General features: G+C 61.0%; 19 protein-coding genes. 12 read left to right on the forward strand and 7 right to left on the reverse strand.

Features of this window, described 5'->3' with window-relative positions; all coding sequences use genetic code 11:
- Positions 1-204 precede the first annotated feature (204 nt).
- Positions 205-651: a DUF4879 domain-containing protein gene (locus ACP7CJ_RS13975; protein WP_276194969.1), complete on the forward strand. Its 447-nt coding sequence runs from the start codon at positions 205-207 to the stop codon at positions 649-651.
- Positions 652-690: 39 nt separating this feature from the next.
- On the opposite strand, the gene ACP7CJ_RS13980 is transcribed toward ACP7CJ_RS13975, so the two are convergent.
- On the reverse strand, positions 691-1929 hold the full coding sequence (locus ACP7CJ_RS13980; protein ID WP_426100596.1) for an MFS transporter: 1239 nt from the start codon (positions 1927-1929) through the stop codon (positions 691-693).
- Positions 1930-2246: 317 nt separating this feature from the next.
- Here ACP7CJ_RS13980 and ACP7CJ_RS13985 point away from each other — a divergent pair, with 317 nt between their 5' ends.
- The 3 genes from ACP7CJ_RS13985 to ACP7CJ_RS13995 are packed head-to-tail and all read left to right on the forward strand — an operon-like array spanning position 2247 to position 4875.
- Positions 2247-3686 carry a cytochrome ubiquinol oxidase subunit I gene (locus tag ACP7CJ_RS13985; RefSeq protein ID WP_276194967.1) on the forward strand — a complete coding sequence of 480 codons (1440 nt, stop codon included), beginning with the start codon at positions 2247-2249 and terminating at the stop codon, positions 3684-3686.
- 1 nt (position 3687) lies between these two features.
- Entirely contained in the window at positions 3688-4695 is a 1008-nt protein-coding gene (cydB, locus tag ACP7CJ_RS13990; RefSeq protein ID WP_276194966.1) for a cytochrome d ubiquinol oxidase subunit II, read from the forward strand.
- A 12-nt stretch (positions 4696-4707) separates the two neighbouring features.
- A complete protein-coding gene (locus ACP7CJ_RS13995; RefSeq protein ID WP_247396582.1) occupies positions 4708-4875 on the forward strand; it encodes a DUF2474 domain-containing protein in 168 nt (55 codons plus the stop codon).
- Positions 4876-4946: 71 nt separating this feature from the next.
- Here the strand turns inward: ACP7CJ_RS13995 and ACP7CJ_RS14000 are convergent, their stop codons facing one another.
- Both ACP7CJ_RS14000 and ACP7CJ_RS14005 read right to left on the reverse strand, forming a co-directional pair.
- Complete coding sequence (locus ACP7CJ_RS14000) at positions 4947-6071, reverse strand: methyltransferase (protein WP_276194965.1); 1125 nt, start codon at positions 6069-6071, stop codon at positions 4947-4949.
- Positions 6072-6242: 171 nt separating this feature from the next.
- Positions 6243-6953: a helix-turn-helix transcriptional regulator gene (locus tag ACP7CJ_RS14005; RefSeq protein WP_276194964.1), complete on the reverse strand. Its 711-nt coding sequence runs from the start codon at positions 6951-6953 to the stop codon at positions 6243-6245.
- Between the two features lie 399 nt (positions 6954-7352).
- Between ACP7CJ_RS14005 and ACP7CJ_RS14010 the strand changes: the two genes are divergently transcribed.
- Positions 7353-8129 carry a ferredoxin--NADP reductase gene (locus ACP7CJ_RS14010; RefSeq protein WP_247396573.1) on the forward strand — a complete coding sequence of 259 codons (777 nt, stop codon included), beginning with the start codon at positions 7353-7355 and terminating at the stop codon, positions 8127-8129.
- Between the two features lie 44 nt (positions 8130-8173).
- Here the strand turns inward: ACP7CJ_RS14010 and mscL are convergent, their stop codons facing one another.
- On the reverse strand, positions 8174-8590 hold the full coding sequence (gene mscL / locus ACP7CJ_RS14015; RefSeq protein WP_247396571.1) for a large-conductance mechanosensitive channel protein MscL: 417 nt from the start codon (positions 8588-8590) through the stop codon (positions 8174-8176).
- A 287-nt stretch (positions 8591-8877) separates the two neighbouring features.
- Between mscL and katB the strand changes: the two genes are divergently transcribed.
- The 3 genes from katB to radA all read left to right on the forward strand — a co-directional run bounded on the left by katB (position 8878) and on the right by radA (position 12437).
- Entirely contained in the window at positions 8878-10419 is a 1542-nt protein-coding gene (gene katB, locus ACP7CJ_RS14020; RefSeq protein ID WP_426100598.1) for a catalase KatB, read from the forward strand.
- Between the two features lie 75 nt (positions 10420-10494).
- Positions 10495-11034 (forward strand): ankyrin repeat domain-containing protein, encoded by a 540-nt coding sequence (locus ACP7CJ_RS14025; RefSeq protein ID WP_276194963.1) that lies wholly within the window; start codon positions 10495-10497, stop codon positions 11032-11034.
- 35 nt (positions 11035-11069) lie between these two features.
- Positions 11070-12437, forward strand: a complete 1368-nt coding sequence (gene radA, locus ACP7CJ_RS14030) for a DNA repair protein RadA (RefSeq protein WP_017848272.1) — start codon at positions 11070-11072, stop codon at positions 12435-12437.
- 23 nt (positions 12438-12460) lie between these two features.
- On the opposite strand, the gene ACP7CJ_RS14035 is transcribed toward radA, so the two are convergent.
- On the reverse strand, positions 12461-12829 hold the full coding sequence (locus tag ACP7CJ_RS14035) for a PilZ domain-containing protein (protein ID WP_247396566.1): 369 nt from the start codon (positions 12827-12829) through the stop codon (positions 12461-12463).
- 174 nt (positions 12830-13003) lie between these two features.
- Between ACP7CJ_RS14035 and ACP7CJ_RS14040 the strand changes: the two genes are divergently transcribed.
- From ACP7CJ_RS14040 to yjiA, 3 genes are all read left to right on the forward strand, one after another.
- Positions 13004-15070, forward strand: coding sequence for a carbon starvation CstA family protein (locus ACP7CJ_RS14040; RefSeq protein ID WP_426100600.1), 2067 nt, complete (start codon positions 13004-13006; stop codon positions 15068-15070).
- Positions 15071-15085: 15 nt separating this feature from the next.
- Positions 15086-15283 (forward strand): YbdD/YjiX family protein, encoded by a 198-nt coding sequence (locus ACP7CJ_RS14045; protein WP_003176208.1) that lies wholly within the window; start codon positions 15086-15088, stop codon positions 15281-15283.
- A 149-nt stretch (positions 15284-15432) separates the two neighbouring features.
- Positions 15433-16392, forward strand: a complete 960-nt coding sequence (gene yjiA / locus ACP7CJ_RS14050; RefSeq protein ID WP_426100602.1) for a GTPase — start codon at positions 15433-15435, stop codon at positions 16390-16392.
- 185 nt (positions 16393-16577) lie between these two features.
- Here yjiA and glyA read toward each other — a convergent pair whose 3' ends face one another.
- Positions 16578-17831, reverse strand: coding sequence for a serine hydroxymethyltransferase (gene glyA, locus ACP7CJ_RS14055; protein WP_426100604.1), 1254 nt, complete (start codon positions 17829-17831; stop codon positions 16578-16580).
- Positions 17832-18062: 231 nt separating this feature from the next.
- Positions 18063-21914, reverse strand: a complete 3852-nt coding sequence (locus ACP7CJ_RS14060; RefSeq protein WP_426100606.1) for an EAL domain-containing protein — start codon at positions 21912-21914, stop codon at positions 18063-18065.
- Between the two features lie 285 nt (positions 21915-22199).
- On the opposite strand from ACP7CJ_RS14060, the gene ettA reads away from it, so the two are divergent.
- Positions 22200-23864, forward strand: coding sequence for an energy-dependent translational throttle protein EttA (ettA, locus tag ACP7CJ_RS14065; RefSeq protein ID WP_276194959.1), 1665 nt, complete (start codon positions 22200-22202; stop codon positions 23862-23864).
- The last annotated feature ends 48 nt before the right edge of the window (positions 23865-23912 follow it).

A 23912-nucleotide genomic window follows, 5' to 3' on the forward strand; every position in this document is an offset into this window, starting at 1 on the left:
TATGTTGCGTCGTGATTTGTTGACCTCTAAGTCAAAGCACAAATTGCGCCAAGCGCCTGTGGCTTCAGAGAGGATCGGAAAAAGCGGCGCATCATACCAGCAGCCGGGCCCGTTTGGCGCACGGGGTTGGCTTTGTGACGCATGGCTGTGAATCATGGCCTTGAGGCATACTGCGCCGACGTTTAATTCAGGGTCATCGACAGCATGAAAATAGCCAACGCGTGGAGTCTAGCTCTGATCGCTTGTATCAGCTTGTGGCTAGGCGCGGCACCGGCGTGGGGCGCGACTGCACCGGCCTTGAGCGAGGTGCGGGTGTTCAAGGTCGAGTCGACGGGGTGTGTGGAAACGATTCCGGAGCGCTCGCAGAGCACGCAGATGTGTACGCACCGTGGGCCCACCCAGGTGTCGGTGATGGAAGTCGGGCTGGGCAACAACCCGATAGGCCGTTTCAATGGCGCCGAACTCAACGGGCAACGCACTGCGGTGTGCCAGGTCGGTAGCGTCAGCCAGGCCTGCGCTGGCGCGGGCACGCTGATGGGCTACATCTATGTGTTCGACCTGAACGTCGCCGCCCCAGGCTGGTTCGAATACAGCAACACGTCGATCAACGCGCCGCGAAATACCCTGAAAACCCAGCTCAATATCCGCTGATCAATGGCCTTGAACGCCACGGATACCCGGCGGTGAGGTTCAGGCTGTGGTTTCGTCCACCGGCACATGCATGCGGTCGCGGTTGGCCAGGGTCGGGAACAGTTTGATCCACGCCCCGGTCACCACCAGCGTGCCGATCCCGCCCATGACCACGGCGGGCACGGTGCCGAACCAGTGGGCGGTGATCCCGGACTCGAACTCGCCCAGTTGATTCGACGCGCCAATAAACAGGCCGTTGACCGCACTGACCCGCCCGCGCATGTCGTCCGGTGTCTCCAACTGCACGAAAGAGGCGCGGATCACCATGCTGATCATGTCCGCCGCGCCCAGCACCACCAGCACCGCCAGGGAAAACCAGAACGAGGTGGACAGGCCGAAGGCGATGGTCGCCACCCCGAACACACCGACGGCGGTAAACATCACGCGGCCCACGTGCCGGTCGACCGAAAAGCGCGCCAGCCACAACGACATCAACAACGCGCCCACTGCCGGCGCCGAACGCAACAGGCCCAGGCCCCAGGCGCCGGTCAGCAGGATGTCCTTGGCGAACACCGGCAGCAACGCGGTGGCACCACCGAGCAACACGGCGAACAGGTCGAGGGAAATTGCCCCGAGGATGTCCGGGCGGCTGCGAATAAAGCGAATCCCGGCCAGCAGCGAGTCCATCGTGGCCTTGGCTTTATTCAGCGGGGTCTGGCGGGCGGGCAGGTTGAGGGTCAGCACGCAAGCAATGAGGTACAGCACCACGGTCGGGCCATACACCCACACGCTGCCAAACGCATAGAGCAAACCGCCGAGGGCCGGGGCGACGATGGTTGCCAGTTGCTGGGCCGATTGCGATGAGGCCACGGCCCGTGGGAACAGGGCGCTGGGTACGATGCTTGGGAGCAGCGCTTGAGTGGTGGGCATTTCAAAGGAGCGTGCGGCGCCGAGCACGAAGGCGAGGATAAAGATCATCTCGCGGGTCACGTTGCCGGTCAGGCCGCCAATGGCCAGGGAAAAGGCAATCAGCGCCTGCACGGTCTGGCAGATGGCCGCCACCTTGCGCCGCTCATAGCTGTCGGCCACATGCCCGGTGTGCAGCATGAACAGCACGCGCGGGACGAACTCCACCAGACCGACCAAGCCCAAGTCCAGCACATTGCCGGTCAGTTGATAGAGGTTCCAGCCGATGGCCACGGTGAGCATTTGGAAGCCGCTGGCGGTGAAGATCCGCGCCAGCCAGAACGCGATGAAAGGGCGGTGGTGACGTAACAGCAACGCGGGTTCACTGGGCATCGGGCGTTCGGGTCAAAGCGGGAGGGGAGCTCGAGATTAGCATCAAGTTGTAACAAACAGTTGCAAAAACTGTGCTGAGGCAAGCTGTCACGCGGCAAAAGACCACACAGGTCAATCGCCAAAATGGGACTACTCTTTTGACTGTGATTGATCCAGATCAAAGCTATTTCAGGATTTGTTCTGGTGGCCGCAAGGCCTGATTCCCTAAGTGGTAGGTAAAAAAAGAAACGAATTGAAATTCGCCACACTCCATATCCGTGGGGGCAGTGGATGCGGCCTCCAGCCAGCATTCGGTATTACCTGACAGAGGAAGACTTATGTTCGGTTTGGAGGCGTTAGATCTCGCCCGAATTCAGTTTGCGTTCACCATCTCGTTCCACATCCTGTTCCCGGCGATCACCATCGGCCTGGCGAGTTACCTTGCGGTGCTAGAAGGCTTGTGGCTCAAGACCCATAACGACACCTACCGTGACCTCTACCATTTCTGGTCGAAGATCTTTGCCGTCAACTTCGGCATGGGCGTGGTCTCCGGCTTGGTCATGGCTTACCAGTTCGGCACCAACTGGAGCCGTTTCTCGGACTTCGCCGGCGCCGTCACCGGGCCGCTGCTGACGTATGAAGTGCTCACGGCCTTCTTCCTTGAGGCCGGTTTCCTCGGGGTGATGCTGTTCGGCTGGAACAAGGTGGGGCGCAAGCTGCACTTCTTTGCGACCGTGATGGTGGCCGTCGGCACGCTGATTTCCACTTTCTGGATTCTCGCCTCCAACAGCTGGATGCAGACACCCCAGGGCTTTGAAATCATCGACGGCCGCGTGATCCCTACGGACTGGCTGGCCGTGATCTTCAACCCCTCGTTCCCTTACCGCCTGATGCACATGGCCACGGCGGCGTTTGTCGCGACGGCGTTCTTCGTCGGTTCCTCTGCGGCCTGGCATTTGCTGCGCGGCAAGGACAACCCGGCCATCCGCAAGATGTTGTCGATGGCCATGTGGATGGCCCTGATCGTCGCGCCTATCCAGGCGGTGATCGGTGACTTCCACGGCCTCAACACCCTGGAGCACCAGCCGGCGAAAATCGCTGCGATTGAAGGCCACTGGGAAAATATCGGCAACGAGCCGACACCGCTGATCCTGTTCGGCTGGCCCGACATGAAGGCGGAAAAAACCAAGTACGCGGTGGAAATCCCTTATCTCGGCAGCCTGATCCTGACCCACTCCCTGGACAAACAGGTGCCGGCACTCAAGGACTTCCCGCCTGAGGACCGCCCCAACTCGACCATCGTGTTCTGGTCGTTCCGGGTTATGGTCGGCCTGGGCTTCCTGATGATCTTCACCGGCCTGTTCAGCCTCTGGCTGCGCCGGGGCGGCAAGATGTACACGTCCAGGCCGTTTCTGTACCTGGCGTTGTGGATGGGCCCGTCCGGCCTGATCGCGATTCTCGCCGGCTGGTTCACCACCGAGATCGGTCGCCAGCCGTGGGTGGTCTACGGGTTGATGCGCACGGCGGATGCGTCCTCCGGGCATAGCCTGGTGCAGATGAGCATCACCCTGGTGTTGTTCGTGGTGGTGTACTTCACGCTGTTCGGCGCTGGGTTGGGCTACATGATGCGCCTGGTGCGCAAAGGCCCGGTGATCCACGAAGGCATCGAGCCTACCCACGGTGGCCCAGGCCAGAAACGCACACCGGCGCGTCCGTTGTCGGCGGCCGATGACGGCAGCGATGACAATCACGTCGACATCCAGCACAAGGGGAATTGAGATGGGTATTGATCTTCCGCTGATCTGGGCCGTGATCATCATCTTCGGCATCATGATGTACGTGGTCATGGACGGCTTCGACCTGGGCATCGGCATCCTCTTTCCGTTTATCCCCGGCAAGACTGACCGTGACGTGATGATGAACACCGTCGCTCCGGTCTGGGACGGCAACGAAACCTGGCTGGTACTTGGCGGCGCGGCGTTGTTCGGCGCTTTCCCGCTGGCCTATTCGGTGGTGCTCTCGGCCTTGTACCTGCCGCTGATGCTGATGCTGATCGGGCTGATCTTTCGCGGTGTAGCCTTCGAGTTCCGCTTCAAGGCCAAGGACCACAAGCGTCACCTGTGGGACAAGGCGTTCATCGGTGGTTCGTTGGCGGCCACCTTCTTCCAGGGCGTGGCGCTGGGGGCGTTCATCGACGGCATCCCGGTGGTCAATCGCCAGTTTGCCGGTGGTTCACTCGATTGGGCGACGCCGTTCACGATGTTCTGCGGCGTGGCGCTGATCGTGGCCTACGCGTTGCTCGGTTGCACCTGGCTGATCATGAAGACCGAAGGCAAGTTGCAGGAGCAGATGCACAACCTGGCGCGGCCATTAGCCTTCGTGGTGCTGGCGGTGATCGGTGTCGTGAGTCTCTGGACGCCGCTGTCGCACCCGGAAATCGCCTCGCGCTGGTTCACCCTGCCGAACCTGTTCTGGTTCCTGCCGGTGCCGATCCTGGTGCTGGTGACCATGTACGGGCTGATCCGCGCCGTGGCGCGTAATGCGCACTACACGCCGTTCCTGCTGACGCTGGTGCTGATCTTCCTCGGCTACAGCGGCCTGGGTATCAGCCTGTGGCCAAATATCATCCCGCCATCGGTGTCGATCTGGGACGCCGCCGCGCCGCCGCAAAGCCAGGGCTTCATGCTGGTGGGCACGTTGTTCATCATCCCGTTCATCCTGGGCTACACCTTCTGGAGCTACTACGTGTTCCGCGGCAAGGTTACCCACGAAGACGGTTATCACTAGGAGGGTCGTTTAATGTCCGGCAAACCTTCATTGCACGAGATTGAACAGGCCGAGAAACAGCCACTGTGGCGGCGCCTTGGCTGGTTGGCGATGATCTGGACCGGCAGCGTGCTGGCCCTGTTCATCGTGGCCAGCCTGATGCGCCTGTTCATGAGCGCGGCCGGCCTGACCACACACTGATATCCCATCCCGGTGCCTCGCGGCACGGTTTTTTGACCCTGCCCCTTCTTTGGAGGGGGCGGGGTCTTTTTTTATTTGCGCGCTTTGAGAATCACGAACTTGGGCGTGGCGGCCACTTGCTCGACGCCACGGAACAGCCGCGCCAACTTGCTGTGATAGCCCAGGTGACGGTTGCCGACTATATAGAGCGCGCCGCCGACCACCAGCGCTTCGCGCGCCTGCTGGAACATGCGCCAGGCGAGGAAGTCGCCAACCACCTGCTGCTGGTGGAACGGCGGATTGCACAGCACCACCTCCAACGATTGCGGCGCCTGGCCGGCCAGGCCATCGTCGGCGCGGACGATGACGTCGCGATCACCCAGTGCGGTTTGCCAGTTCTCGGCGGCCGATTGCACGGCCATGTAGGACTCGTCCACCAACGTGTAGTGCGCGTCCGGGTTCTGCAGAGCGCTGGCAATCGCGAGTACGCCATTGCCGCAACCCAGGTCGGCAACCCGCGCACTGCCAAGGCCTGTGGGCAAGTGCGGGAGGAATGCGCGGGTGCCGATGTCCAGGCCTTCGCGGCAGAACACGTTGGCGTGGTTGAGCAGGGCGATGGCCGGTGTGTCCAGGGCGTAACGGGTGGGGTAGGGCGAGACGGCGGCCGGGCGATCCCCGGCGGTGGCAATCAACAGTCGCGCTTTTTTGACCGCCAGGGACGCGTGCATCGGCCCGATGTACTGCTCCAGCAACTCACCGGCCGCCCGTGGCAGATGCTTGACCATCGCACCGGCGATGACTTCAGCGCCCGGCGCCAGTTGGCCCTGCAGGCGGATCAACTGTTCTTCGAGCAACGCCAGGGTTTTCGGCACGCGGATCAGTACCCGGTCGAACGGCCCACGTGGCACGTGGCTGGCAGGCATGAACGGCACGGCATCAAACGTCTTGCCGTTGCGCACCAGGTTTTTCTCCAGGCCTTGGGCGGCGAGAAACGAGTCGCCGCTGGACGTTACCTGCACATGACCTTCAAGGCTGGCGGCCAATGCGCCAAAGCTGTCGTTCAGCACCAGCACGCGGGTCGCGGCGTTCGGTTGCTGCTCGGCCAGGTAGCTGAGCAGGTACTCGTCGGCGGCGTCGAACGCTTGCAGCGGATCGTTGTGCTGCTCGGGTTGGCGGATCAGATCGAGCTGGGCGAACGGGCTTTCAAGCAGGGGCATGGAGGGGGAGGCTCTGGGTAGTCGATGAGTGTTCGGCGGGTTGCATGGGGACCGGCGCAACCGTCTGAGTGAACTGCGAGGCGGCACCATGGGGGGCTGCGTCAACACTCAGAGTTGGCGATAAATGTTACTTTTTTTTCGCAAGGATTACATGCGGTGATTCCGCGCCGGTTAAAACAAACCCGCCTTCGAGGCGCAGAGTACGGCAGCGATCTTATTGTTGACTCCCAGCTTCCTGAAACAACTGGCGAGGTGAAAGCCAATCGTGCGCTCCGACAGGCACAGGATGCGGGCGATGTCTGAAGCGGTCTTGCCCAGAGCGGACCATTTGAGGATTTCTGTTTCCCGTGGGGTCAAGGTGTTGGGTGTCTCTGCGCCGGGGCTTTCGGCGTATTTCTGCGCGACCACTGCATGCATGGCATGGCAGAGCCACAATACCTGGCCGGCCTTCTCGTACAGCTCCTGCGGGCTGACCTCACCCTTACCGCGTCCCAGGGTCAGCATGCTGAACACCCCCTGGAAGTCGTGGACCGACTGGGTCCAACCCAGGTGTACGCCAGAAGACTGGGCCAGTTCCCATAAGTTCGGCGCGGCGCCGAACACTTTTTCCTCCCAGACAATCGGCAGTACGCAACGTTTGCAGTGGGTGACGACCGGGTCTACATCGAAGAAGTGGGCCTGGTCGTACAGTGTGTTCCATTCATTTGGATAGTTGTTGAGGCGAATCGGTTTGTTTGGGTGTGTGGGTCGTTGAGCGCTCATCGTAAAGGAACAGAATTGGAAGCCAAGCTCGTATGTTTGGTTGATGACCATTTCAAATACGCTGGTGATCTTGTCCTCGCCCTCCAGCTTGGGGAGCCGTGTATTGCGCCAGTTGACCATCTGTAACTCTCCATGGATTTTTTGTGACTTGGGTACGTCCTGGCCCCCAACGTTGCACGGAATGGAGTGTAGGATATCGGCTACATTTGCCGATGAAATTTTCGCTCTTGTACCGAGTGTTCTAATAGTTTTTCAATCAAGCATTAGTTCGCTATTCAAATGCCGGTATTTTTTTTCAGATTTTTTAGTGGGTTGTGACGCCTGTAACGTTCAACTAACAAAGACACTGCGTGCCAATGTAATGGAACGATGTGGGGTAATAGCGAAATGATTAAGGGTGAAGTCAAAGTGCTACTATTTTGGCAAGCCCTGGGTGGCCAAACGATGCTACTGCCGACTGTAGGTGTTTCCGCGCGTGACTTTGGGGGACACTAGGGCACCTGTAGAACGGAGCTCCCCATGACGGCCAGTGCTGAGAAATTTACCCGCCAGACCCTGCTCGACGTGCAATCGCTGACGCCCAGCCTCTTCACCCTGCGCACCACCCGTGACCCGGGCTTCCGGTTTACCGCTGGCCAGTTCGTGCGCCTGGGGGTGACCAAGGCCGATGGCAGCACGGTATGGCGCGCGTACTCTGTGGTGTCGTCGCCGTTTGATGAGTATCTGGATTTCTTCTCGATTGTGGTGCCCGGCGGCGAGTTCACCAGCGAGCTGAGCCGCTTGCGCGTGGGCGATACGCTGATGGTCGAGCGCCAGGCCACAGGCTTCCTGACCCTGAACCGGTTTGTCGACGGACGTGACTTGTGGCTGCTGGGCACCGGCACCGGGGTGGCGCCGTTCCTGTCGATCCTGCAGGACTTTGAGGTCTGGGAAAAATTCGAGCGCATCATCCTCGTGTACAGCGCCCGGGAGGCCAGGGAGCTGGCCTATCAGTCGCTGATCCAAGGGCTGGCGCAGCGAGAGTACCTGGCCGAGTACGCCCACAAACTGACGTACCTGCCGCTGGTCACCCGCGAGCAGCATCCCGGCGCCCTGCATGGGCGCATTACCACCCTGATCGAGAATGGCGAACTGGAGCGCGCAGCCGGCGTCGAGCTGACCCCGGAGCATTCGCGCGTGATGATTTGCGGCAACCCGCAGATGATCGACGACACCCGCCAATTGCTCAAACAACGCGACATGCAATTGAGCCTGTCCCGGCGCCCTGGCCAGGTGGCGGTGGAAAACTACTGGTAACAAAAAGGCGCCCCTGGAGGCGCCTTCTTTCAAATCGATACGGCTTACAGCGGCTTTTCGTTCTGTGCCTTGAGCAGGTCACGGATTTCACCCAGCAACACTTCTTCCTTGCTCGGCGTCGGCGGCAGGCTTGGGGCCACCGCTTCTTCGCGCTTCAGGCGGTTGATGGCCTTCACACCCATGAAGATCGCAAACGCGACGATCAGGAAGTCGATCACGCTCTGGATGAACTTGCCGTAGGCCAGCACGACCGCCGGGACATTGCCCTGGGCAGCCTTGAGCGTCACGGCCAAATCAGCGAAGTCGACACCGCCGATCAACAGACCGATCGGTGGCATCACCACGTCGCCTACAAACGATGAAACAATTTTGCCGAAGGCGGCGCCGATGATAATACCGACGGCCATGTCGACCACATTACCTTTGACCGCGAAGGCCTTGAACTCACTGATCACGCCCATAGGTTATTCCTTGTTACAGATGAGAAGGGTGGAGCTCAGTGTAAGTCAGTCGTAACGGGCTTGCCTGACACAACTGTTAACACTGTTGGTTTTTATCGACACATTAAATCGTAAATAGTTTTCAAAGTGCCATCACTCGCGCGCGAATTACTCATAATTTCAGTGGGTTACCAGATTATTTTCTCAATCGCCCTGGTGGTGTTTTTCTATTTATCTTCTGACTCGCGGGTCACTAGCCTCTGGCAAGCACAACTGAATGTGCATTAAAAAAACCAGAGGAAACCTCGATGAACAACCCCATGAACCGCGCGCCCGTTCTGGCGCGCCATGCGCTGGTGCTGGCGACCGTCAGCCTGCTTTCCCTGTCTGTGCACGCCGCCAACCTGACCCGCGATAACGGCGCCATCGTCGGCGACAACCAGAACTCGCAAACTGCTGGCGCCAACGGCCCGGTGCTGCTGCAAGACGTGCAACTGATTCAGAAACTGCAACGCTTTGACCGTGAACGCATCCCCGAGCGCGTGGTACATGCCCGTGGTACCGGCGCCCACGGCACGTTTACCGTCACCGATAACCTCAGCGATCTGACCAAGGCCAAAGTCTTCGCCGCCGGCGAAGCAACCCCGGTATTCGTGCGGTTCTCGGCGGTGGTACACGGCAACCATTCCCCGGAAACCCTGCGCGACCCTCGCGGTTTCGCCACCAAGTTCTACACCGCCGACGGCAACTGGGACTTGGTCGGCAACAACTTCCCGACGTTCTTTATCCGCGATGCCATCAAGTTCCCGGACATGGTCCACGCCTTCAAGCCGGACCCACGCACTAACCTGGATGATGACTCGCGTCGTTTCGACTTCTTCTCTCATGTTCCCGAAGCCACCCGCACACTGACCGAGTTGTACTCCGACGCCGGCACGCCGGCCAGTTACCGCGAAATGGACGGCAATGGCGTACATGCCTACAAGTTGATCAACGCCAAAGGCGAAGTGCATTACGTCAAGTTCCACTGGAAGAGCCTGCAAGGCATCAAGAATCTTGATCCCAAGCAAGTCACTGAGGTGCAGGGCCGTGACTACAGCCATATGACGAATGACCTGGTCACGCATATCAACAAGGGCGACTTCCCCAAGTGGGACTTGTACGTGCAGGTGCTCAAGCCTGAGGAACTGGCCAAGTTCGACTTTGACCCGTTGGACGCCACCAAGATCTGGCCCAATGTTCCCGAGCGCAAAGTCGGGCAGATGGTGTTGAACCGCAACCCGGCCAATGTCTTCCAGGAAACCGAGCAAGTAGCCATGGCCCCGGCCAACCTGGTGCCGGGCATCGAACCGTCGGAAGATCGCCTGCTGCAAGGCCGGGTGTTCTCCTATGCCGACACGCAGATGTACCGCCTGGGCGCCAACGCCCTGCAACTGCCGATCAACGCCCCTCGGGTCACCGTCAACAACGGTAACCAGGACGGTGCGATGAATCTCGGCAAAACCACCACCGGTGTTAACTACCAGCCAAGCCGCCTGCTGCCACGCGAAGAGCCGCAAACCGCGCGTTACAGCCAGTCGCCGCTGGTGGGCAGTACCCAGCAGGCGAAGATCCTGCGTGAGCAGAACTTCAAGCAGGCCGGTGATCTGTATCGCTCCTACAGCAAGAAGGAACGTCAGGACTTGATCGAGAACTTCGGCGGCTCCTTGGCCACCACCGACGACGAGAGCAAGCACATCATCCTGTCGTTCCTCTATAAAGCCGACCCGGAATACGGCACCGGCGTGACCAAGGTCGCCAAGGGTGACCTGGCCCGCGTGAAAGCGCTGGCGGAAAAACTGACTGACTGACGTTGGTTCCGGTCGACGCCCTACATGGGCGTCGACGCTTTCAATGGGGGCTTTGCCCCTGGCAGGAGAATGACCATGCGTATTTCCATCGGGCTGCTGATGGCCATGCTGGCCTTCGTCGCCCACGCCGAGTCCCCGGACCCGGTTGCGCTCAAGGCGCAATTGCAGGACTACTATTTCGACGCCGCTCGCCGTGGCGATCTCGACATGCTCAACACCTTTATCGACGCCGGCTACAGCCTCAATACCCAGGACGACAAGGGCTACACCGCGCTGATCCTCGCCGCGTATCACGGCCAGGGGCCCTTCGTGGAGCGCTTGCTCAGTGCCGGCGCCGACGCCTGCGTGCAGGACCAGCGCGGCAACACCGCACTGATGGGCGCGATCTTCAAGGGTGAACTGAACATCGCCCGGCGCTTGCTGGCCACCGCCTGCAACGCCGATCAACGCAACGGCGCCGGGCAAACCGCCGCCATGTACGCCGGGCTGTTCAAGCGCCTCGAACTGCTTGACGAGTTGAAAGCCAAAGGCGCCGACCTGAATGCCGAAGACCCGATCGGCAACAGTGCTTCACGATTGGCCAGCGGTGAAATCCGGACCCCGGCGCCGCGCTGAGCTATCATCGCGGTTTTTCGGTTGGAGGTTCTCAAATGGCAAAGGCCAAGCGCATGTACGGCTGCACCGAGTGCGGCGCGACCTTTCCCAAGTGGGCCGGCCAGTGTACCGAGTGCGGGGCGTGGAACACCCTCACGGAAACCATGATCGAAAGCGGCGGCGCTGCGGCCCCCAGCGGCCGCGCCGGCTGGACCGGGCAACAGGCGCAGATCAAGACCCTGGCCGAAGTCAGCGTCGAGGAGGTCCCGCGTTTCTCCACTGCCTCCGGTGAACTTGACCGGGTGCTGGGCGGCGGCCTGGTGGACGGCTCGGTGGTCCTGATCGGCGGCGACCCCGGTATCGGCAAATCGACCATCCTGTTGCAAACCCTGTGCAGCATCGCCAGCCGCATGCCGGCGCTGTACGTCACCGGCGAAGAATCCCAGCAACAAGTGGCCATGCGCGCACGCCGCCTGGGCCTGCCCCAGGACCAGTTGCGGGTGATGACCGAAACCTGCATCGAAAGCATCATCGCCACCGCGCGGATCGAAAAGCCCAAGGTCATGGTGATCGACTCGATCCAGACGATCTTCACCGAGCAACTGCAATCGGCCCCGGGTGGCGTGTCCCAGGTGCGTGAAAGCGCGGCGCTGTTGGTGCGTTATGCCAAGCAAAGCGGCACGGCGATCTTCCTGGTCGGTCACGTGACCAAGGAAGGCGCGCTGGCCGGGCCACGGGTGTTGGAGCACATGGTCGACACCGTGCTGTATTTCGAAGGCGAATCCGATGGCCGTTTACGCTTGCTGCGGGCCGTGAAGAACCGCTTCGGTGCGGTGAACGAGCTGGGCGTATTCGCTATGACCGACCGCGGGCTGAAAGAAGTTTCCAACCCCTCGGCGATTTTTCTGACCCGTGCCCAGGAGGAAGTCCCAGGCAGTGTGGTGATGGCAACGTGGGAAGGCACCCGGCCGATGCTGGTGGAAGTGCAGGCGCTGGTGGACGACAGCCACTTGGCCAACCCGCGCCGGGTGACCCTGGGCCTGGACCAGAACCGTCTGGCGATGCTGCTTGCGGTACTCCACCGCCACGGCGGTATCCCGACCCATGATCAGGACGTGTTCCTTAACGTGGTGGGCGGGGTCAAGGTGCTGGAGACCGCGTCCGACCTGGCGTTGATGGCGGCGGTGATGTCCAGCCTGCGCAACCGCCCGCTGCCCCACGACCTGTTGGTGTTCGGCGAAGTCGGCCTGTCGGGCGAAGTGCGCCCGGTGCCCAGTGGTCAGGAGCGTTTAAAGGAAGCGGCCAAGCACGGCTTCAAACGCGCGATCGTGCCCAAGGGCAACGCACCGAAGGAAGCGCCGCCGGGGTTGCAGGTGATTGCGGTGACGCGGCTGGAGCAGGCGTTGGATGCACTTTTCGAGTAGCCCACCGCCCCTCCCACAGGTGGTCAGAGCTCCAGCAAGGCGCCCAACTGCCGCTCCAGTTCTTCCTGATCGCCCAGGTTCAACTCGACCAAGCGGCGCAAATGGCTGATCGACTCCAGGCTGATGTGCTCGCACTCAAACCCCAGTTGGCCAGGTTGGTCGTGGGTCAGCCTGACCTGCATCTGCACATCGGTAGTGGCGTCCAGGTGGATATCCACATGGAACGACTCAGTGCCGATGCCAAGCCAGGGTGTCGGTCTCAGCACCAGCAAGCCCTTGAGCGATAAATCCACCAACTGCACTGGCCATTCCTGACCGTTTTGCCGGAGTTTGGTCTTGGCATCAAAGGCGATCCGGCGAAAACGACGGCGATCAGACGCATGTTCGGTCATGGTGAAACCCTCTGTGGATGAAGGGATTGTAGCCTTGCGCCATTATTGAGGCTTTATTTCTGCTTTTTTTGCCATGGGAAGGCTCTAGACCAACGTAGGGGGCTGGCCTTTAAGGCCAGTAGCGCTAAACTCGAGCTGGTCGTCCTTTCTGTCCACCCTGGCTGGAATATAAAAATGAAGAATAATAATAGCCTGCTACGCCACTTACCCTGGCTGGTACTGGCAATAGTAGGTGCGTGCGCCCTAGGCGTAGTGGCTTTGCGCCGCGGCGAGGCGATTAACGCCTTGTGGATCGTGGTCGCCGCAGTGGCGATCTATCTGGTTGCCTATCGTTACTACAGTCTGTTCATCGCCAACAACGTGATGCAGCTCGATCCACTACGGGCCACCCCGGCAGTGGTCAATAACGACGGTTTGGACTTCGTGCCGACCAACAAACACATTCTTTTTGGTCACCACTTTGCGGCGATTGCCGGTGCAGGCCCCTTGGTCGGCCCGGTGTTGGCGGCGCAAATGGGTTATCTGCCCGGCACTCTGTGGCTGATCGCCGGGGTGGTGCTGGCCGGTGCGGTGCAGGACTTCATGGTCCTGTTCCTGTCCACCCGTCGTAACGGCCGTTCCCTGGGGGATATGGTTCGCGAAGAGATGGGCCGCATTCCGGGGACCATCGCGCTGTTCGGCTGCTTCCTGATCATGATCATCATCCTCGCGGTGCTGGCGCTGATCGTGGTCAAGGCCCTGGCCGAGAGCCCGTGGGGCATCTTCACGGTGATGGCGACCATCCCGATCGCGATGTTCATGGGCGTCTACATGCGCTACATCCGCCCGGGCCGCATCGGTGAGATTTCGATCGTCGGCGTGCTGTTGCTGCTCGGTTCGATCTGGCTGGGCGGGCAGATTGCCGCCGATCCGGTCTGGGCCAAGGTGTTCAGTTTCACCGGCATCCAGATCACCTGGATGCTGATCGGCTACGGTTTCGTCGCGGCGGTACTGCCGGTGTGGCTGATCCTGGCCCCGCGTGATTACCTCTCCACCTTCCTCAAAATCGGCACCATCGTCGCCTTGGCCATCGGCATCCTGGTGACCATGCCCGACCTGAAAATGCCGGCGCTGACCCAGTTCATCGATGGCACCGGCCCGGTGTGGAAGGGCGGCCTGTTCCCGTTCCTGTTCATCACCATTGCCTGCGGTGCGGTCTCGGGCTTCCACGCGCTGATCGCTTCGGGCACCACGCCGAAGTTGCTGGCCAGTGAAGGCCACGCCCGTTACATCGGGTATGGCGGCATGTTGATGGAGTCGTTCGTGGCCATCATGGCAATGGTTGCCGCTTCGGTGATCGAGCCTGGCGTGTACTTCGCCATGAACAGCCCGGCGGCGATTGTCGGCTCCGACGTGGTCACCGTCGCTCAAACTGTCAGCAGTTGGGGCTTTGCGATTACGCCTGAGGCGCTGTCGGCCGTTGCCCGTGACATCGGTGAAACCACCGTCCTGGCGCGTGCCGGCGGTGCGCCGACGCTCGCAGTGGGTATCGCGCAGATCCTGCACAGTGTCCTGCCAGGTGAAAACACCATGGCGTTCTGGTACCACTTTGCGATCCTGTTCGAAGCGCTGTTCATCCTGACGGCGGTCGACGCCGGTACCCGTGCCGGGCGCTTCATGCTGCAAGACCTGCTGGGTTCCTTCGTGCCGGCGCTCAAACGTACCGAGTCCTGGACCGCCAACCTGATCGCGACCGCCGGTTGCGTGGCCATGTGGGGTTACCTGCTGTATCAAGGTGTGATCGACCCACTGGGCGGCATCAACACCTTGTGGCCGCTGTTTGGTATCTCCAACCAGATGCTGGCAGGTATCGCGCTGATGCTGGCGACTGTCGTGCTGATCAAAATGAAGCGCCAACGCTACATTTGGGTGACCATGCTGCCGGCCGTCTGGCTGCTGATCTGCACCACCACGGCGGGCTTCATCAAGCTGTTCGACGCTAACCCGGCGATCGGCTTCCTGTCGCTGGCGAAGAAGTACAGCGATGCGCTGGCCAACGGTCAGATCCTGGCCCCGGCCAAGAGTATCGACCAGATGCAGCATGTGATCTGGAATGCCTACACCAACGCAACGCTGACGGCGCTGTTCCTGTTCGTGGTCTTCAGCATCTTGTTCTATGCGCTCAAGGTCGGCATTGCCGCCTGGGGCAACAAAGAACGCACGGATAAAGAAGCCCCGTTCCAGGCCATACCGGACGCATGATCGAGGATTGCAGCCATGTTCAATGACATCAGTCGCCTCGGTAAATACCTCGGTCAGGCCGCGCGCCTGATGGTCGGCATGCCTGACTACGACACTTACGTCGAGCATATGCAAACCAAGCACCCGGACAAGCCGATGATGGACTACAAGGCGTTCTTCCGGGAACGCCAGGAAGCCCGTTACGGCGGCAAGGGTGGGCCCAAATGCTGCTGACCCGGTAATTCGGGCCGGCGGTGATCTACTGTGGGAGGGGGCTTGCTCCCGATAGCGATGTGTCAGTGACATACCAGTGCCTGACACACTGCTATCGGGGGCAAGCCCCCTCCCACATTTGTTTCTGTGTTCCTTCAAGGAGAATTTCTTTGTCCTCTCCCATCCCCGTCACCGTCCTTAGTGGCTTCCTCGGCGCCGGCAAGACCACGTTGCTGCGCCACCTGCTCAAAGCCGAGCACGGCTTGAAAATCGCCGTGATCGAAAACGAATTCAGCGACGCCGGTATCGATACCCAGCTATTGGGCGCCGAGCCAGTGCAAGTCATGACCCTGTCCAACGGCTGCGTGTGCTGCACCCTCCACACCGACCTGAGCAAAGCCCTGTACCTGCTGCTGGAGCGTCTGGACAGCGGCGAGATCGCCTTCGACCGCCTGGTGATCGAATGCACCGGTCTGGCCGACCCTGCCCCCGTGGCCCAGACCTTTTTCATCGATGAAGAGCTGCGCGAGCGCTACATCCTCGACGGCATCATCACCCTGGTGGACGCGGCCCACGCCGAGCACCACCTGAGCCAAACCATCGCCCAGGCGCAGATCGGGTTTGCCGACCGCCTGCTGGTGAGCAAGCGCGACCTGGTGGACGACGCAACCTTCGACGCCCTCAGCCAGCGCCTGACCCGCATCAACCGCCGCGCGCCGATTCGCGTGGTCGACCACGGCGCCATCGACCTGGCCGAATTGCTCGATGTGCGCGGCTTCAACCTCAACGCCGGCATGAACCTGCGCCCGGTCAGCGCCGCGCCGTCCATCGACCGTATCTCCAGCCTGGTGCTGCGCACCGAGCAGCCGCTGGATATCGACCGCCTCAGCGAGTTCATGAACGAACTGCTGGAAGACCACGGCAAGCAACTGCTGCGCTACAAGGGCGTATTGAACATCGCCGGAGACGATCGGCGCATGGTGTTTCAGGGCGTGCTGAAACTGTACGGCTTCGATTGGGACACCGAATGGGCCGAGGGCGAAGCGCGGGAGAGTGTGATTGTGTTTATTGCCGACGAGTTGCCGGAAGACAAGATTCGCGAGGGCTTTGCGAAGGTCCACCAACTCTGATCTGAAATGCGATCAAAAATGTGGGAGGGGGCTTGCCCCCGATGGCGGTGGGTCAGCAAACATATAAGTGGCTGACACACTGCTATCGGGGGCAAGCCCCCTCCCACATTGGGTTGCATTCCAAATCCTGATTGGCATAAAAAAGCCCGGCTCAAGAGCCGGGCTTCTTAGTCAAGCAACTGCAATCAAGCGCCGTACACCGGCAGCTTTTTGCAGATGGCCTTGACCTTCTCACGCACCGCATCGATCACGGCGTCGTTGTTCAGGTCAGCCAGGATGTCGCAGATCCAGCCGGCCAGTTCCTTGCACTCTGCTTCCTTGAAGCCGCGAGTGGTCACGGCCGGGGTGCCGAAACGCAGGCCCGAGGTGACGAACGGCGAACGTGGATCGTTCGGCACGGAGTTTTTGTTCACGGTGATGAAGGCTTTGCCCAGGGCCGCGTCAGCATCTTTACCGGAGATGTCCTGCTTGATCAGCGACAGCAGGAACAGGTGGTTTTCAGTCCCGCCGGACACCACGTCAAAACCGCGTGCGATAAACACGTCAGCCATGGCCTTGGCGTTTTTCACCACTTGTTGCTGGTAAGTCTTGAACTCAGGCTGCAGGGCTTCTTTGAAGCAGATCGCTTTGGCGGCGATCACGTGCTCCAGCGGGCCGCCTTGGGAACCTGGGAATACCGCGGAGTTGAGCTTCTTCTCGATCTCGGCGTTGGCGCGAGCCAGGATCAGGCCGCCACGTGGACCGCGCAGGGTTTTGTGCGTGGTGGTGGTGACGACGTCAGCGAACGGAACCGGGTTCGGGTAGACGCCAGCAGCGACCAGACCGGCCACGTGGGCCATGTCGACGAACAGGTACGCGCCCACTTTGTCGGCGATTGCGCGGAAACGTGGGAAGTCGAGGATCTGCGAGTAGGCAGAGAAACCGGCCACGATCATTTTCGGCTTGTGCTCGACCGCCAGGCGCTCGACTTCGTCGTAGTCGATCAGGCCGTTGGCATCGATACCGTATTGAACGGCGTTGTACAGCTTGCCGGAGGAAGAAACGCTGGCACCGTGGGTCAGGTGACCGCCGTGGGCCAGGCTCATGCCCAGGATGGTGTCGCCGCCTTGCAGCAGGGCCAGGTACACGGCGCTGTTGGCTTGGGAGCCGGCGTGTGGCTGGACGTTGGCGTAATCGGCGCCGAACAGTTGCTTGGCGCGGTCGATGGCCAGTTGCTCAACCACGTCGACGTATTCGCAGCCGCCGTAGTAGCGCTTGCCTGGGTAGCCTTCGGCGTACTTGTTGGTCAGAACCGAACCTTGAGCCTCCATGACCGCAGGGCTGGTGTAGTTTTCCGAAGCGATCAGCTCGATGTGCTCTTCCTGGCGCACGGCTTCTTGCTCCATGGCGGCGAAGAGATCGGCGTCGTACTTGGCAATAGTCAAATCACGGCTGAACATGGCGGTCCTCAAGGATCGGGGGGCAGAAAAGGAAGGCATTCTAACCCAACGGGTTTTAGATGGCATATGAAAGGGCGTCATGTCGCGGACAAGTGGCTTTCATCTGGGAACGGGCGGTGACTGTACCGGCGCCATCGGGGGCAAGCCCCCTCCCACACTTGAACGTGTTCACACATCAAAATGTGGGAGGGGGCTTGCCCCCGATGAGGCCGGCGGCTTCACCGCAGATCTTCAGTCGAACATGAACAGTGCGTCGTTACTGAACTGCGCCGCGAACCGATTCGGCGGCATCGGCCGCCCGAACAAGTAACCTTGCACCTCATCGCAGCCATGCTCGCGCAGGAAGTCCAGCTGTTCATGGGTCTCCACGCCCTCGGCGATCACCGCCAGGTTGAGGCTGTGGGCCATGGCAATGATCGCTCGGGCGATTTGCGCATCCTGCTCGCCGGACGGCAGGCCGTCGACGAAGGAGCGGTCGATCTTGAGCACGTCGATGGGGAATTGCTTGAGGTAGTTGAGCGACGAATAGCCGGTGCCGAAGTCGTCCACCGCGATGCTCAGGCCAAGGTTTTTCAGGCTGGCGAGGATCTGCAGGGCTTCGTTGACTTCGCGCATCAGGATACTTTCGGTCAGCTCCAGCTCCAGGCACGCCGGCGGCAGGCCGGTGTCCTTGAGGATGGTGGCGATACGCTCACCCAACTGACCGTCGGAGAACTGCCGCGCCGAGATGTTCACCGAGACTTTCGGCACCCGCACTTTGTTCTCGTGCCAGATCTTGAGCTGACGGCAGGCTTCGCTGATCACCCAGTCGCCCACGTCCACCACCAGGCCCAGCTCTTCGAGCACCGGAATAAAGTCCCCCGGCGGCACCAGGCCACGACGCGGGTGGCGCCAGCGCAGCAGGGCTTCGGCGCCGGTCAGGCGTTTGCCGTCGCCGCTGAATTGCGGCTGGTAATAGAGCACGAATTCGTTCTGCTCCAGGGCATGGCGCAGATCGCTTTCCAACTCCAGCCGCTCCAGGGCGCTGGCGTTCATGTCGGCCTGGTAGAACTGGAAGTTGTTCTTGCCGCGTTCCTTGGCGTGATACATCGCGGTGTCGGCGTTTTTCATCAACTGGCTCAGCTCGTTGCCGTCCTGCGGGCTGAGGGCGATGCCGATACTCGCGGTGACGAAGAACTCGCGGCCTTCCAGCACGAAGGGTTTGACCAGGCTGGCGAGGATTTGCTCGGCCACGTTAATCGCGCGGTTCAGCGCCAGTTCGCGGCTGGCTCGCGGCTGCAGGAGCAGGGTGAACTCGTCACCGCCCATGCGCGCCACGGTGTCGTCTTCGGCCACGCAGCCGAGCAGGCGGGTGGCCATTTCCTTGAGCATGCGGTCGCCGGCGGCGTGGCCCAGGGAGTCGTTGATCGGTTTGAAGCGGTCGAGGTCGAGGAACATCAGCACCACCCACGACTTCTGCCGTTCGGCCGACTGCAGCGCGGTGTGCAGACGGTCCTGGAACAGCGTGCGGTTGGGCAGGTGGGTCAGGGCGTCGTAATAGGCCAGGCGGTGGATGCGCTGTTCGCTGGCCTTGCGCTCGCTGATATCGCTGAAAAAGCAGACATAGCTGGCCAGGTCGCCTTCATCGTCGAACACGGCGGTAATGCCGACCCAGGCCGGGTAATGCTCGCCATTACGGCGCTTGAGCCACACTTCGCCTTCCCAGGTGCTGTGCTGGTGCAACTGCTTGAGCACGTAGCGCAGGTGGGCTTCCTGTTGCTCGTCGACGGTGAGTATGTTCGGCAACTGGTCGAGCACGTCCGCTACGGCGTAGCCACTGACGCGGCTGAACGCCTCGTTGGCCTGCACGATATAGCCCGCCGGGTCGGTGATCAGGATCGCCGACGTGGAGTGCTCGAATACCGTGGCGGCCATGCGCAGGTCTTTCTCGGCGCGGCGCTGCTGGCTGATATCGCGACCCACGCCGAGGATGCCCTCGAAGGCGCCGTGCTCGTCCCACACCAACACCAGGCGCAACTCGATCGGTACTTTGCGCCCGTCGGCGCGCAGGCAGTCGAACAGGAACAGTTGGGTATGGATGTCATCACGCAACTTGGCCAGCGCCTGCACGTCGCCCAAGGCCCGGCTGACTTGCTCGACCAGGCTGTAGATGCCGGCCAATTGCTGAGGATTGGCGATGATCGACTGCCATCCATTCTTGAACACCCAGTCCACGTCATACCCCAGCACGGCGCTGACCGAGGGGCTGATGTAGTTGAGGGCGAGCCGGCTGTCGGTGGAGCAGATCACGTCGCTGATGCTTTCGGCCAGCATGCGGTAGCGCTGTTCGCTGTCCCGCAGGGATTCGCTGGCTTCAATCTGATCGGTAATGTCCTTGGCCACGCCGATGATGCGCGTGACCTGCGCGGTCTTGTCCCCGGCCAGGGCTTGCTCGCGGATATCGAAGCGGCGCCATTGGTTATTGCGGTGGCGAAAGCGTAACTGGCAGTGCAGTTGGCTCGAATAGCCGGCCTGGCGCTGCTGCTGGCGCAAGTCATGGTAATGCTCGGCGTCTTCGGGGTGCAGCAGGATTTCCCAGAAGTACTCGCCCATTTGCTCCAATTCGGCCTTGTTGTAGCCGAGGGTGTGGCCCAGGTGGTGGTTGCTGAAAATCATCCGTTGGCTGATCACATCCTGCACATACAGGTGATCAGGCACGGTGCGCACCACGTCCGACCAGAAACTCTCGCGCTCCACCAGCGACAGTTCGACCAGCTTGCGGCTGGTGATGTCGCTGATGCTGAGGATCACCGCCTTGAAGTCGTCGCGCTGTTCCGGCAGGCGCATCACCAGCCACAAGTATTGGAGGTTGCCGGCGACGTCGTTGAGCTGGATTTCCAGCTCCAACTGGCTCTGTTGGGTCAGCACCGCCTCGAGCACCTGATAGCCGATGGCCGTGGCGTTGCGCGGGCAATCGTCGATCAGGCGTTCCCAGGCTTGCTCGCACGAGCTGACGTTTAACAGGCGCACCGCCACCTGGTTGACCTCGGTGACGCGCAGTTCCCTGAGCAACTGGCGCCGCGCTTCGGGGTTGCCCTGCAGCCACTCGTGCAATTGCTCGCTTGTGTGGATCTTGGCCTTGTCGAAGAACGCATTGAGCTCCGACAGGTCAAGCACGCACAGGGCCACGCCGGTGCCTTCGAAAATATCCTGATAGCGCCGCCGGCCTTCGTTCACCTGGCGCTGACGGCGGCGCATATTCAACAGCACGATCGCCGGGACCAACGAGAAGGCAAGGCCCAGCAGGCACTTGCCGATAAACGCCGGCAGCAGTTGTTCCAGGACGGCGTTACGGTCGAAGAGGCCGCGCAGTTGCCAGTCGCTTTTGCTCAGGGGCGTGACCAGTACGCTTTTATTCAGTTCGTCCGGGGTCAGGGCGGCGGCCCAGTGTGTCGACATGCCGCTGTCACGGCTGACTACGCGGTGGTTCAGGCTATTCTCGATGGCCCACATCGGCCGCTGGCCTTGGCCGTCCTGGCGGGTCAGGCTGGCCAGGTAGTTCGGCGCCAGGCGCAGTGCCCAGTACATTTTCGAATCGCCACTGGGCTGATGCAGCAACAGATAGATGACGGTGCCGTCGTTGTCGTTGCTCAGGTAGTAGGGCTGGGAATGGCTGCGCTTGACCAGTTCCTCGAGCAAGTCGCGGTCCTGGCTGTCGTTGGCCGTGTCACGGATCATTGCGCCGCTGGGGGCGAGCAGTGCGAAGCTGCGCAGTTCCGGTAGGGAGCGCTGCAAGGTGCGCATCAAGGCCTGTTGCTGTTCGTCATTGCGCGGCGGCTCGACCATCGGCAGCAGATTCAGGGCGATCTGTGCGCTCAGGCCCATGTTCAGGCTGATTTGCTCCGCCAGGTCGGCACTGTAGTCGATGGTGTATTGCTGCTGGTTTTTCTGGTTCTGCTGCAGTTGGTCGAGCAATTGCCAGAACAATAGCGCGAGCAACATGAGGACGAGCGTCGCCAATGCGCCTTTGAGGGTGCCGTGCAGGGGCGCTCCCGGCGCTATATGAGCGGCGCGCAGGGGAGTGGGCGGCGTGACTTTGGACAAGCTGTGATCCTGCGGTTTGGCTGGACTGGCGCGCGACATGCACTATAAGCCGGGCGCCCGAAGGGCGGCTAGCATGCCTTGACTTGTGGCAAAGTGCCAGTCCCGCCTGGCTGGACTGCCTTGGCGCATTCAGGTAGCTTTGCCGGTTACGCGGGGGCGTTCCAGCCCCAGACAATCAGGCTTTTTCCGCTCGCAGGCATTGACCACGGTCAACGGCCCGCGCGGCGCATGGCCTGGCACGGGCTTCGCCCGCTCAATTCATCAGTCACTGACGCTAGGTTCACCATGGCTCAATACGTCTTCACCATGCATCGGCTGGGAAAAGTTGTTCCGCCGAAGCGGGAAATCCTGAAAAATATTTCGCTGTCCTTCTTCCCTGGCGCCAAGATCGGCGTGCTCGGCCTCAACGGTTCGGGTAAATCCACCCTGCTGAAAATCATGGCCGGCGTCGACACCGAGTTCGAGGGCGAAGCTCGCCCGATGCCCGAACTGAACATTGGCTACCTGCCACAGGAGCCGATCCTGGACCCGACCAAGACCGTGCGTGAAGTGGTCGAGGAAGCCGTCAGCGTGATCAAGAACGCTCAGGCCCGCCTGGACGAGGTCTACGCCGCCTACGCCGAACCGGACGCCGACTTCGACAAACTGGCTGCCGAACAGGCCAAGCTCGAAGCGATCCTGCAGGCCGGCGACGGTCACAACCTGGAGCGCCAGCTGGAAGTCGCCGCCGATGCGCTGCGCCTGCCTGCGTGGGACGCCAAGATCGAATTCCTGTCCGGTGGTGAGAAGCGCCGTGTGGCCCTGTGCCGCCTGCTGCTGTCGGCCCCCGACATGCTGCTGCTCGACGAACCGACCAACCACTTGGACGCCGATTCTGTCGCCTGGCTGGAACATTTCCTTCACGATTTCCCGGGCACCGTGGTTGCGATCACGCACGACCGGTACTTCCTGGACAACGTTGCCGGCTGGATTCTCGAACTCGACCGTGGTGCCGGTATCCCCTACGAGGGTAACTACTCCGGTTGGCTCGAAGCCAAGTCCGACCGTCTGGCCGCCGAATCCAAGCAGCAGTCGGCCCATGAAAAAGCCATGAAGGAAGAACTGGAGTGGGTGCGCAAAGGCGCCAAGGCCCGCCAGTCCAAATCCAAGGCCCGCCTGCAACGCTTTGAAGAAATGCAGTCGCAGGAATTCCAGAAACGCAGCGAAACCAACGAGATCTACATCCCGGCCGGTCCGCGCCTGGGTGACAAGGTCATCGAATTCAAGAACGTTTCCAAAGGCTACGGCGATCGCGTACTGATCGATAACCTGTCGTTCTCGATGCCAAAAGGTGCAATCGTCGGCGTTATCGGCGGTAACGGTGCGGGTAAATCCACACTGTTCCGCATGCTGATGGGCAAGGAAACCCCGGACTCCGGCACCATCGAAGTCGGTGAAACCGTGCAACTGGCCTGCGTCGACCAGAGCCGCGAAGACCTCGACGGCAGCAAAACGGTGTTTCAGCAGATTTCCGACGGTTCCGACCAGATCCGCATCGGCAACTATGAAATCCCGTCGCGCACCTACGTCGGCCGTTTCAACTTCAAGGGTGGCGACCAGCAGAAGTTCGTCAAGGACCTGTCCGGTGGTGAACGCGGTCGCTTGCACCTGGCCCTGACCCTGAAAGAGGGCGGCAACGTGCTGCTGCTCGACGAACCGTCCAACGACCTCGACGTTGAAACCCTACGTTCCCTGGAAGAGGCCTTGCTGGACTTCCCGGGCGCCGCCATTGTGATCTCTCACGATCGGTGGTTCCTTGACCGCGTCGCGACCCACATCCTGGCGTATGAAGACGACTCCCAGGCGGTGTTCTTCGAAGGTAACTACACCGAGTACGAAGCGGATCGCAAGAAACGCTTGGGCGAAGCCGCTGCCCAGCCGCACCGTGTACGGCACAAAAAATTGGCCTGATTTGGGTCGGTTTGGAAAAAGCGGAGCCTTCGGGCTCCGTTTTTTTTG

Origin of the sequence: Pseudomonas sp. PSPC3-2, from assembly GCF_049897085.1 — a bacterium.
GTDB lineage: Bacteria > Pseudomonadota > Gammaproteobacteria > Pseudomonadales > Pseudomonadaceae > Aquipseudomonas > Aquipseudomonas paraveronii.